14 protein-coding genes are annotated in these 12,089 nt (G+C 40.4%); 7 read left to right on the top strand and 7 right to left on the bottom strand.

Annotated features, from left to right (window positions below):
- Positions 1-11: 11 nt before the first annotated feature.
- The 6 genes from ric to EDD69_RS00210 all read right to left on the bottom strand — a co-directional run bounded on the left by ric (position 12) and on the right by EDD69_RS00210 (position 3,738).
- Positions 12-716, bottom strand: coding sequence for an iron-sulfur cluster repair di-iron protein (gene ric, locus EDD69_RS00185; protein WP_132946960.1), 705 nt, complete (start codon positions 714-716; stop codon positions 12-14).
- 243 nt (positions 717-959) lie between these two features.
- Entirely contained in the window at positions 960-1,259 is a 300-nt protein-coding gene (locus EDD69_RS00190; protein WP_132946961.1) for a metal-sulfur cluster assembly factor, read from the bottom strand.
- A 13-nt stretch (positions 1,260-1,272) separates the two neighbouring features.
- Positions 1,273-2,514, bottom strand: a complete 1,242-nt coding sequence (locus tag EDD69_RS00195; protein ID WP_132946962.1) for a hypothetical protein — start codon at positions 2,512-2,514, stop codon at positions 1,273-1,275.
- A gap of 5 nt (positions 2,515-2,519) precedes the next feature.
- Complete coding sequence (locus tag EDD69_RS00200) at positions 2,520-2,729, bottom strand: DUF2249 domain-containing protein (protein ID WP_128356697.1); 210 nt, start codon at positions 2,727-2,729, stop codon at positions 2,520-2,522.
- Positions 2,730-2,731: 2 nt separating this feature from the next.
- Positions 2,732-2,965 carry a DUF2249 domain-containing protein gene (locus EDD69_RS00205; protein WP_180316373.1) on the bottom strand — a complete coding sequence of 78 codons (234 nt, stop codon included), beginning with the start codon at positions 2,963-2,965 and terminating at the stop codon, positions 2,732-2,734.
- Positions 2,966-3,045: 80 nt separating this feature from the next.
- Positions 3,046-3,738 (bottom strand): Crp/Fnr family transcriptional regulator, encoded by a 693-nt coding sequence (locus EDD69_RS00210; RefSeq protein ID WP_132946963.1) that lies wholly within the window; start codon positions 3,736-3,738, stop codon positions 3,046-3,048.
- Positions 3,739-3,927: 189 nt separating this feature from the next.
- Between EDD69_RS00210 and EDD69_RS00215 the strand changes: the two genes are divergently transcribed.
- Positions 3,928-6,285 (top strand): nitric-oxide reductase large subunit, encoded by a 2,358-nt coding sequence (locus tag EDD69_RS00215; protein WP_132946964.1) that lies wholly within the window; start codon positions 3,928-3,930, stop codon positions 6,283-6,285.
- A gap of 85 nt (positions 6,286-6,370) precedes the next feature.
- On the opposite strand, the gene EDD69_RS15165 is transcribed toward EDD69_RS00215, so the two are convergent.
- A complete protein-coding gene (locus EDD69_RS15165) occupies positions 6,371-6,514 on the bottom strand; it encodes a hypothetical protein (protein WP_165871691.1) in 144 nt (47 codons plus the stop codon).
- Between the two features lie 126 nt (positions 6,515-6,640).
- Between EDD69_RS15165 and EDD69_RS00220 the strand changes: the two genes are divergently transcribed.
- The 6 genes from EDD69_RS00220 (at position 6,641) to moaA (ending at position 12,085) form a co-directional block, all read left to right on the top strand.
- The gene (locus tag EDD69_RS00220; RefSeq protein ID WP_132946965.1) at positions 6,641-6,874 is read left to right on the top strand and encodes a DUF2249 domain-containing protein; all 234 of its coding nucleotides are present in this window, start codon (positions 6,641-6,643) and stop codon (positions 6,872-6,874) included.
- A 219-nt stretch (positions 6,875-7,093) separates the two neighbouring features.
- Entirely contained in the window at positions 7,094-8,431 is a 1,338-nt protein-coding gene (locus tag EDD69_RS00225; protein WP_132946966.1) for a NarK family nitrate/nitrite MFS transporter, read from the top strand.
- Positions 8,432-8,492: 61 nt separating this feature from the next.
- Positions 8,493-9,254: a molybdate ABC transporter substrate-binding protein gene (modA, locus tag EDD69_RS00230; protein WP_132946967.1), complete on the top strand. Its 762-nt coding sequence runs from the start codon at positions 8,493-8,495 to the stop codon at positions 9,252-9,254.
- Positions 9,255-9,257: 3 nt separating this feature from the next.
- Positions 9,258-9,959, top strand: coding sequence for a molybdate ABC transporter permease subunit (gene modB / locus EDD69_RS00235; RefSeq protein WP_035019174.1), 702 nt, complete (start codon positions 9,258-9,260; stop codon positions 9,957-9,959).
- Positions 9,940-10,980, top strand: a complete 1,041-nt coding sequence (locus EDD69_RS00240; RefSeq protein WP_132946968.1) for a sulfate/molybdate ABC transporter ATP-binding protein — start codon at positions 9,940-9,942, stop codon at positions 10,978-10,980. The genes modB and EDD69_RS00240 overlap by 20 nt, the downstream gene beginning before the upstream one ends.
- A gap of 103 nt (positions 10,981-11,083) precedes the next feature.
- Positions 11,084-12,085 carry a GTP 3',8-cyclase MoaA gene (gene moaA, locus EDD69_RS00245; RefSeq protein ID WP_132946969.1) on the top strand — a complete coding sequence of 334 codons (1,002 nt, stop codon included), beginning with the start codon at positions 11,084-11,086 and terminating at the stop codon, positions 12,083-12,085.
- Positions 12,086-12,089: the final 4 nt, after the last annotated feature.

Here is a 12,089-nt window from a genome sequence, read left to right on the forward strand (position 1 = left end):
AGTCCGGTTTTTTAATTTTTATCCTCAAGAATGCGAGGGAATAAAATGTTATTTTCTAAATGAATATGTTCAAATAAATCAGACTCTAACGCTTCTAACCGGTTATATACAAGCCGATATGTTCCGCATGCATCGGCTGGAGGAGTGAAATCGTTTGTGATTTCACGAATTTCTTTTATGATATCCCCTGCTGCGTCATGTTCTGAGACGAGTTCTTGAATCACTTGTTTCATTGCTTTTTCATTTTCGCTCGTTGGATGTTGATCAAACTGTAAAATAAGCGGAAATGCTTTTGTCTCTTCTTTCATCATATGTTGTTCTAATTCGGTTTTTAATTCATTAAACAGCTTATGAACCTTTACTAAATGAGGATGTTCCGCACCGTGTACGCGCAACACTTTCGTCACATAAGGACTAAGCTGCGGCAACTCCTCTGCCAAATAGCGATGATGTCTTTGAATGATGTGATCGATTAACTCGGTATAAGAAGCTTGAAGCCAATTTTTTTCAACTTTCTCAAGAGACTGCTGGTACATTGTATTTAATTGTTGCAAGATGTCTTCAACCGGTAAATTTCTCTCTGTTAGCACCTCTTGCAAAGCGCGATTTCCTCCGCAACAAAAATCGATTTTATATGTTTTAAATAAGTCGCTGGATTTTGGAAAAACGGCGACGATTTCTCCAACAGTTGATTGTGCTGTAAACACTTTTTCCATATCTAAACCCTCCATTTGGTTTTTACGGTTACATTGTAAGCATACTCTCTTTTTATTGTTAAAGTTGTGACGCACATCACACATTTAACATGTTCACCGAGAAGTCTCCCACCTCTAAGCGAAGTGTAGGTGGGAGAGGTTCATATCTATTTCGGAAAATCGTGTAAGCTATTAAAAAAGTATGACGGCTGTCACCATTTTTTTGCTTCGTGCTTCAAGCTAATTGCGCCGTTTGCGTTTTTCTTATCGATGTCCCAATTGTCTTAGCGCTTCCTCGCTCATACGCTCTGGCGTCCATGGTGGATTCCACGTGATTTGAACATCGACGTCTTTAATCCCCTCGATGTCCAAAAGCGCTCGTTTCACTCCGCCGACAATGGAATCATGGAGCGGACAACCCGGTGTCGTGAGCGTCATCAAAATAGACACGTTTCCTTCGTTTACAGTGATGTCATAAATGAGACCTAAATCGACGACATTGATCCCTAATTCAGGATCGATGACATAGCGAAGTTGCTCGATAATTTTTTCTTTCATACCCATTCATTATTCCTCCTTATTTGAGCAATACGGAAATGATAGAACCGGCAAACAAAAGCGAAAATAGCAACATTCCACCTTGCGCGATGTAAAATAGCGGCAAGCTTGAAACGATTAATGCAAGTAGAACCCCAATGAAGCTCGCTACAAACAAGCTGCATTGAACAACCGTCCATTTTTCATTCATCATTTGTTTTAATGTCGGCACGTTTTCTTTGCCGATTTTTTTGCTATAGCGATGTGTCCACCATAAAAACGGTACAATTTTATATAAATAGCCGATAATGCTTAAGATAATCCAGCCAAATATATAGGCGTAGATGAGAATATTGAAAATAGGAACATTTTTGGAAAAAGAACAAAACAAAGCCGCTCCATGCAGAAAAAGCGCAATTCCGATCGCAAGCAGAGCAAATAGAAACGGACGATCCAATTTTTTCTTTACTCTCGTTTGTAAAATAGTGAACATATGATAAGCAAACAATGCAAAGCCAACAAATAGAAGGCTCATGCCAATCGGGAATAACGCTTCATATTTTTTAAAAAAGCCGAAAAAGGAAACGATGAGTCCGCTTATATAAACAATGTATACATACCGTGCCAACTTCATCGAAAAACCGTGCGCCAATGAAAACATCGGAACCATTTTATAAGAAAAACCGATAATGAGAAGAGTAAACCAACCGAAAATTCCAAATAATACATGCGTCTTCAAGACAAGTAAATGATCAAGCGTTTCTGTACCGCTCCAAAAATGGAACGTAAGCGTTACGCCGAGTCCGATCGTCAACAATAAGCAAACAAGCGCTGTGCCGACAAATAGAGTCATGATATTTTTTTTCGCTTGTTTACGTAATGTCATGAACATTTGCAAGAAAAAGAGAACGAATCCGAATGTAAGCAGTAAGCCTGGGAAAAACGCCATTTGCATCTTGAGTGCTAGGCTAGCTGAAAACGATAAAATTCCTAAAGCGGTTACCAAAAATTGAATAAATCCTACGGTTTCGTTCCAAATCGGTGTTAAAAAGGCAACCGGAACAAGCTGATACATTGCCCCCATTGCCACCATGAGGGCCCAACCGAGCACCGTTAAGTGAACGGCTGCCCACACGCTTGGAATGCGGAACGCTCCAATGACCATTTGTGGACCGGAAAACAAGAACATCATTTGGGAAAATAAAAAGGCAACGGTGCCAAAAAGAATAAACGAAAACGGTAATCGAATGTTTGTTTCATATGTTTGATGAGTCGTAAGCATGATCGTCATTCCTTTGTGATTGTAATTTCAAAGCTTCCGTCATCTCGTTCAACCGTTTCATATGAATAGCCAAGCTCATCAAGTTGTTCGTACAAAAACATTGGACGGCGGTCGTTAATAATGGTAAGCGTTTCTCCGCTTTTCAGCTTTTCCAATGCGGCTAATGTTCGCATCATTGGTTGCGGCGGTTCTAAACCGCGGTTATCAAGAATCATCGTCATTCCCCCTGTTTTACAAATGTGACTTTCCAATGCTTTTTATCGAGCTGTTTTGCTTCATACGTAAATCCTTTTGCTTTCATCACTGCAAAAAGCGGCACAGGTTTAAATGGAGCATGCAAAATAAACGTATCTCCCGCTTCAAGCGGCTGAATAGAATTCATAATTTTTTGAAACGGCTCTAATTTCTTTTTTAAATCTTCACGAACATCTAACTCGATGATTTTTCCCATCATCATCCCCCTCTCCACACATACCTTCATATATTATGATAGTGATTTTCATTATCGTATATTGTGATTTTTATCATAGGTTACAAAAAAATCTCTTTTTCTAACTGTTCGGCATCAATGAGATAAAATCCGTTATCGTCAATGTCGATCAGCCCTTTTCGTTTCAGCTGGCTGAGCGTGCGGCTAATCGTTTCGCGCGAAGTGCCGATCATATTCGCCAATTCTCGATTTGTAACATGCGTTGTTAATCGATAATAACGACCTTGTGGAACGGCGTTTGTTTTGGTTAAACGCAACAGGAGCATGACAATTTGTTCATACGTATTATGAAGAATTTGTTCTTCTAAGCGGTTTTGTAAATCAATAATTTTTTCACCCATCACGCGAAATAGTTTCATGCATAATTCCGGATAGCAAATTAACGTTTGTTCAAAATCAGCGATTGGAATCACAATTAATGTTGCTTCTTCGACAACTTCTGCGTGTGCAGGATAAGCGCCTTTTCGGAAAAATCCGGCATGAGGAAACATTTCCCCTGCTTGTAAAATAGAGACAATTTGTTCCTTTCCGCTCACATCCGTTTTATAAATTTTTACCGTTCCTGAATGAATAAAAAATACCCGCTCTAACGGTTCACCTTGCATAAATACAAACGTTTTTGGTTTATAGACACGCACTTGTGAAATCTTTACGAATGAATCAAGTTCGTGATCGCTTAATTCGCGAAAAAGCGGAACGTTTTTTAATCTCGTTTTAATCCAATTGTTGTTCATTTTGTTCACTCCTTATGGAATTTCTAAGAAAAATTTTATGGTGTTTTCAATGGAAAAGCTGTGACGTAAATCATATCTCTCTTTAGACGTGTGACGAAAATCATATTCGATGTTTGCGGTACTTCACATAGATTGCTGTTTTCTCACGTTACAATGAAGATGAATCGATAAAAAGGAAGGTGGCATGACATGGAAGTAAACCGGAACGTTCACACGTCGCTCAAACGTTCTACTCAAAATAGTTTTTTAAAATCCATCTTAGTTTTTACGATCCTTATTAGTTTTACCGTTTTACTTGTCGGGGGGTATTGGATTTTTAAAGAAATGGCCCCGCGTCCAAAAGAGGTGCAAAACGAAAAAGGAGAAGTCTTATTAACAAAAGAGTCCATTATTGGCGGACAGTCTGTATTCCAAAAATACGGGTTGATGGACTACGGTACCGTTCTTGGACACGGATCTTATATGGGGCCTGACTACACAGCAGAAGCATTAAAGATTTATACAGAAGGAATGCAAGATTATAAGGCAAATCAACTTTACCATAAGCCTTTTAAACAATTATCCAACGATGAGAAGGCGATTGTTCGTGAAAAAGTGATCAAAGAAATGCGGAAAAATCGTTATAATCCAATAACGGATGTACTCGTATTAACGGATGCGCAAGTATACGGATTAGAAAAAGTACGTGACTATTATCATCATGTATTTACAAATGGTGACGGCTGGGGCTTGAAAAAAGGTTTAATTCAAGAAAGCCACATGCCAAAATCAAATCGTGCTTGGGTAGCGGATCGTGACCAAATCAAACAAATTGCGGATTTCTTCTTCTGGACGGCTTGGCTATCAAGTACATTGCGCAACGGTGATGACATTACGTATACGAACAACTGGCCGTATTATGAAGATGCTGGAAACACGATGTCATTCTCCGCGATGTGGTGGAGCGGTGCAAGCGCAACGATTTTGGTTCTGTTTGTAGCCATTATTTTATTCATTCAACATCGTTACCAACTCAACATGCAAGAGGCCTATAAAAAGGGGCAGTTCCCAACGATTGATATACGTAAGCAGCCGCTCACTCCTTCACAAGTAAAAACAGGAAAATATTTTGCGATTGTGTCGGTTTTATTCTTTGTTCAATCGATGTTTGGTGCTTTGCTTGCTCATTATTATGTCGAACCGGACAGCTTTTTCGGAATCAAGTGGATTCACGATTTATTGCCGTTTAATATTGCGAAAGGTTACCATTTGCAGTTAGCGATTTTCTGGATTGCGACATCATGGTTAGGAATGGGAATTTTTATCGCACCGATTGTAGGCGGGTATGAACCGAAAAAACAAGGGCTTCTTGTTGATATTTTGTTCTGGGCGCTCGTTGTATTAGTTGGCGGAAGTATGATTGGGGAATGGTTAGGTGTAAACGGATATTTAGGGAATCTATGGTTTTTATTAGGTAACCAAGGCTGGGAATATATTGAATTAGGTCGCATATGGCAAGTTGTTTTAGTCATCGGTATGTTGATTTGGCTCTTCATTGTCTTCCGCGGAATTAAGAGCGGATTAAAGCGGGAGAGTGATAAAGGCGGTTTAATTCATTTATTGTTCTATTCAGCCATTGCGGTTCCGTTCTTTTACATCTTTGCGTTCTTTATTAATCCAGATACGAACTTTACGATGGCCGACTTTTGGAGATGGTGGATCATCCATTTATGGGTCGAAGGAATTTTTGAAGTGTTTGCCGTCGTTGTCATTGGATTCTTGTTAGTTCAAATGAAGCTTGTCACAAAAAAATCAACGGTCCGAGCGTTATATTTCCAATTTATCATCTTGCTCGGTAGCGGTGTCATCGGTATCGGTCACCACTATTATTACAACGGTTCAGCGGAAGTATGGATTGGCCTCGGGGCCGTATTCTCTGCATTGGAAGTGATTCCACTAACATTGCTTGTCCTTGAAGCATACGAACAATATAAGATGATGCGTGATGGCGGAGTGAACTTCCCGTATAAAGCAACATTCTGGTTCTTGATTTCAACTGCGATCTGGAATTTAGTCGGTGCCGGTGTGCTCGGCTTCCTCATTAACTTACCAGCTGTTAGCTACTTTGAACATGGTCAATTTTTGACGCCAGCTCACGGGCATGGTGCAATGATGGGCGTATACGGTATGTTCGGGATTGCTGTATTGTTGTACTCCTTGCGCAATATTGTCAAACCAGAAGTATGGAACGATAAACTTTTGAAATTTTCTTGCTGGATGTTAAATATTGGACTTGCGGGAATGATTGTCATTACTTTATTGCCAATCGGAATGATGCAATTGAAAGAAGCGTTTCAACATGGATATTGGGCATCTCGCTCTCCGGCATTTTTACAACAAGATATCGTCCAAAACTTACTCACGCTTCGTTCCATTCCAGATACGATTTTCTTAATCGGTGTTATTACGTTAATGGTCTTTAGCGTGAAATCATTGTTCCATTTACGTAAACCGACACACGGTGAAGAGGAGATGTTGCCAGTTCCGGATTTATCAAGGGAAGAATAAGCGGAAGCGACGCGTTAGATCCGCATCATTAATAAAACAAAAGAAGAATCACAGAGCGAATGTTCTGTGATTCTTTTTTACACGACTAACGGCTCTTCAACTTCTTTTTTTCGTAACATTGAAAGCAATACAGCGTTTCTTTTTCATCGTTAATGACACCGTTTAAAAATCCATGCAAACAATGAATCGGTTTACCGCACACCGAACAAAAGCCCACGAACTCCTCCAACCGCCATTCCCCTTTCGCAAGCGTTGAGAATTTTCATAACAAGTTGTGATGCCCATCACTTCATCGAACATATCAAGGAATTATGATGTGTATGTAAACTATTATAATACAAAGGAGGTTCGTTTTATGAGCCGATTTGCTGCAAAAATTCATGCGCCTGATTATGAACCAAAAGACAGACATCCAGCGATTTTTCGCTTATTTGACAGTCTAAAGCCGGGAGAAGTAATGGAGTTAACGAATGATCACGATCCACGTCCGCTTCATTATCAGTTTATGATTGAAAGAGAAAATCAATTTACATGGGATTATTTAGAAGAAGGTCCGGAAATTTGGAGAGTGGCCATTGGCAAGAAGTGATAAAGAGATGATAAAGATAAAATGGTTCCCTATATAAATATATGGGAATCTTTTTTTTTGTTTCGTTCGTGTTACAGTGTGAGACAAAATGAAGAAGAGTCAATTTTTTAATATTCTATGAACAATGAAAATTTGTGATACTTATCACATTCTTTGTTTTTTTATTTTCTTATCATGAAAGCACAGAAAATATATATCAAAAAAGGAGAGGCGATTTCGATGAGCCAACCAGTTAGAACGTTCTCACAAAATGATGTACCGAAGAAAAAAGGACGCATTGGCATGGATTGGAATCCTGAAGATCCTGTGTTTTGGGAAAGAGAGGGGAAGCGACACGCTCGACGCAATCTTTGGATTTCCGTTCCAACGTTAATGCTCGCCTTTATTGTTTGGCAAATTTGGTCTGTTGTCGCTGCCAGATTAAACGATATTGGTTTTAACTTCACTGAAAGCCAATTGTTTACATTGGCGGCGATACCGGGATTAGTAGGAGCAACATGTCGCTTCATTTATACGTTTGCGGTTGGAAAATTTGGCGGTCGAAACTGGACTGTTTTTTCAACGGGGATTTTGTTGCTTCCTGCGCTAGGGGTTGGAATAGCGGTTCAAAATCCTGACACTCCTTATTGGGTTATGTTGTTGCTTGCAGCGCTCTGTGGACTTGGTGGAGGAAACTTTTCATCAGCGCTTGCGAATATTAGCTTCTTTTTCCCGAAAAAAGAAAAAGGAACGGCGCTCGGTATTAACGGCGGTTTAGGAAATATGGGCGTATCCGTCGTTCAGTTTGTCACACCGCTCATTATTACAACGGGTGTATTCGGAGCAATTGGGGGAGAAGGACAAGTTCTCGCTGATGGAACAAAAGTATGGTTGCAAAACGCCGCATTCATTTGGGTCATTCCGATTATTTTCTTTACGATTTTGGCTTATTTCGGTATGGATAATCTTCCAAATGCGAAACAATCTGTATCTGAACAATTCGTGATTGTGAAGCGCAAGCATACATGGATTATGACATGGCTTTATGTGGCGACATTCGGTTCGTTTATCGGTTATGCAGCAGCGTTTCCGCTTTTGTTAAAATCGCAGTTTCCTGAACATGTATCGCTCGCTTTCTTGGGTGCTTTCTTAGCGGCAGCGTTCCGTCCAGTTGGCGGTTGGTTATCGGATAAATTTGGCGGAGCAAGAGTGACAAGTTATGTGTTAGTGGTCATGGGGCTTGGTGCCGCAGCGGTGATGTACTTTACGAACGAAAAACAATTTGTCGGTTTCATCATTTCATTCTTAATCTTGTTCATCGCAGCGGGAATGGGTTCTGGTTCTACATTCCAAATGATTCCGATTATCTTCCCGCCAAAAGAAGCGGCACCTGTTCTTGGGTTTACTGCAGCGTTTGCGGCATATGGTTCATTCTTTATTCCAAAATTGTTTGGTTGGGCTTCCAAAAATACAGGTACACCGATTACAGCGTTTTATTTCTTCATCGCTTTTTACGTTGTATCTTTGATTATGAACTGGTATTATTACGGAAGAAAGAATGCAGAAGTAAAATGTTAAGGGAATATCTGAAAAGGATATTCCCTTTTTTAAAATGAGTTATAGATGAGGAGAAAAGTTTATGAGAACGTTATTGCTTACCGTCATATGTGTGTTGATCACCGCATGCAGTCGTGTTGAACAAGAGCCGTCACAGGAATTAAAAATTGCCGCTGCGTCGGATTTAACGCTCGCCTTTCATGAAATTGGCCAACAATTTGAGAAACAAACCGGAACGAAGGTGACGTTCATATTTGGTTCTACCGGTCAGCTGGCTGAACAAATTAAAAATGGAGCGCCTTTTGACGTGTTTGCTGCCGCAAACGTTCAGTATGTTGATGAATTGAACGACAAAGGCCTGATCGTTCCGGATACCCGACAAATTTATGCGCTTGGAAGAATTGGAATTGCGACGAAAGCCGATAATCCTCTTGTCGTACAAACGCTTGAGGATTTATTAAAGCCCGAAGTGAAAAAAATCGCCATTGCCAACCCGAACCATGCTCCTTACGGATTGGCCGCGAAACAAGCATTAGAAAAAGCAGGAATCTGGGAAAAAGTGAAGAACAAATTGGTTTACGGCAAAAATATTTCAGATACATTTGCTTATATTGAATCCGGAAACGCCGAAGCGGGAATCATTGCGCTTTCCCTTGTAAAAAAAGGCGAGGTGCGTTTTCAGCTCATTGATGATGCGATGCACGAGCCGATTCAACAAGCGATTGCCGTTATTAAAAAAACAAAGCACGAAAAACAAGCACAAGAATTTATTCAATTTTTGAATCGTTCAGCAGGTCAACAAATAATGAAAAAATACGGATTTGTCATTCCAAAGGGGAAATAAATGGTGGAAAACGTCAACTTATTTCCTTTATTTTTGTCGTTAAAAGTATCAACGATCGCCACCGTGCTGGCCGTGATCATCGGTTTACCGATTTCTTATTATTTAAGCCGTTCAAACGGAAAAATCGCGGATATGGTCGATGCGCTTATCACATTGCCAGTTGTGTTGCCTCCGACCGTTCTTGGTTATTATTTACTTGTTTTATTCGGACGACAAAGCGCATTGGGGAAGTTTTTAGAGGAGAAATTAGGACTTCTCATCGTATTTACACCGACTGGAGCGGTCATCGCTGCTTTCGTCGTTTCGATTCCTTTTTTTATAAAATCAGCACGAACGGCATTTGCAAGTATTGAACCGAATTTGCTGAATGCCGCCCGAGTGTTAGGCCGTTCCGAATGGAATATTTTTTTTACGGTCATTATTCCACTGTCTTGGCGCGGAATTGTTTCAGGGATTACGCTCGTTTTTGCGCGATCGCTAGGCGATTTCGGGGCAACGTTAATGGTGGCGGGAAGCATTCCAAACGAGACGATGACGATGCCGATCGCGATTTACGATGCGTTGCTAGCAGGGAATCAAAAGTTAGCTAATTTGTTAGTGATGATCATGACCATTGTGTCTGTGACGTTGTTATATGTCATCAAACGATTAGAGAAACGAATCATTCGAGGTGAACGATCATTCCATGCTTCACGTAGCGATTAAAAAATCTTTCCCGCATTTTACCCTTGATGTGGCATTTACAATTGAAAAAGGAATTGCTGGCATTTTAGGTTCATCGGGCTGTGGAAAAAGCTTAACGCTGCAATGTATCGCGGGACTTCAATCGCCCGATGAAGGTTTGATCAGGTTAAATGAACGCGTGTTTTTTGATTCGAGCCAAAAGATCAATATGAAAACGCGATATCGAAAGATCGGGTATATGTTTCAAAATTACGCGCTTTTTCCCCATTTAACCGTAAGTCAAAATATTGCGTTTGGCCTGAAAGGAAAACCGAGAGAAGAAGTAGAACAAAAAGTAGCAACGATGATCGAAAAAATAAAGCTAAACGGTTACGAACATCATTATCCTGCTCAGCTGTCCGGCGGGCAGCAACAGCGTGTCGCTCTTGCCAGAACCCTTGTGACAGAACCCGATGTTTTATTGTTGGACGAACCGTTTTCGGCTTTGGATCATCATACCAAACAGCTGCTTGAAAAAGAATTTCTTTTATTTATTAAAGAAAATTTTGCAGGTGTTGTCCTACTAGTCACGCACAATATGGAAGAAGCGTATCGTTTATGCGATCAGCTTATTCTGTACGATGAAGGCAAAGTCGTGCAAGTGGGCGATAAACAACAAGTGTTGAACGAACCGTCCAATGTGAAGGCAGCGAAAATTGTTGGCTGTAAAAACGTTTGGCCGCTTGATTCAGTAGCGATCGATGAGGAAATCAGCTGTTATGTAAACGGAGCGAAAATTATGGTTCCGCGGAAAAAGGAACGAGCTCATCCGCGGTTTCTTGGCATTCATTCACATCATATTCGTTTTGTTGAGGAACAATCTTATAACACCTTTGACTATGAAATTGTAGAGTGTATTCCGAACATGCATGCGCATGATTTGACTGTTCAAACGAAACATTTTACATTGCATGTCACCGTTCCAACGAATGAGCTGCATGCCGTGTTGTCACATGAAAGAAAATTGTATCTTCCTCCGGATCGTCTTTTTCTTTTGTCTTGAATATTTTATGAACATTCCAATAAGTGTGACGCGCCTCACATTTGTTTTTCTTTCTTTTTTATAACATATGGATAGACCTGTGAAGCGAAATGAGGGATTATGAATGTTATATGATGCCTATAAACGACCGCTTTTAGATTTGCGTATTTCCGTGACGGATCGTTGTAATTTTCGTTGTATTTACTGCATGCCTGAAACGGAAGGACAACAGTATTGCTTTATGAAGCGGGAGCATTTAATGACGTTTGAAGAAATTGTTCGGTTAGCGAACATTTTTGCGCGCCTTGGGGTACGAAAAATTCGCTTGACGGGCGGAGAACCGTTGTTGCGTAAAGATATCGATGTTTTAATTTCGATGTTAAAAGAAATCGAAGGAATTCAAGACATTTCGTTGACGACCAACGGATTTTTGTTGAAGCAATATGCGCGGCGGTTAAAAGAGGCAGGAATGAAGCGAGTCAACGTCAGTTTAGATGCGTTAAATAACGATATTTTTGCTGTGATGAATGGAAGAGGGGTTAAATCGGAGGTTATTTTAGAAGGAATCGATGAAGCGCTTGCACAAGGTCTAGCCGTAAAGATAAACATGGTTGTCAAAAAAGGAATGAATGATTCGGAAATTTTGCCGATGGCGCGTTTTTTTAAAGAAAAAGGTGTAACGCTTCGCTTTATTGAATTTATGGATGTCGGTTCATTAAACGGGTGGAAGCTAGATGAAGTAGTCACGAGCAAAGAAATTTATGAGATGATCACGAAAGAAATGCCGTTGGAGCCGCTTGAAGCGAATTATGTTGGCGAAGTAGCGAAGCGATATCGTTACGTCGGCACCAATATCGAGGTTGGATTTATTTCTTCGGTGTCGGCAGCATTTTGTTCAGATTGTACGCGATGTCGCATATCGGCGGAGGGGAAGTTGTACACGTGTTTATTTGCAACCGATGGCGCAGATTTATTAAAAAACATGCGCAATGGAGCAACCGATGAAGAAATCATCGCGCAGATTCGACGCATTTGGGAAACTCGCCATGATCGCTATTCCGAAGAGAGAGGAAAAAACACCACATTGAAAGGAAAACGCATTGAAATGTCTTATATTGGTGGATGAGGTG

The sequence above is a fragment of the Thermolongibacillus altinsuensis genome (genome assembly GCF_004341205.1).
GTDB lineage: Bacteria > Bacillota > Bacilli > Bacillales > Anoxybacillaceae > Thermolongibacillus > Thermolongibacillus altinsuensis.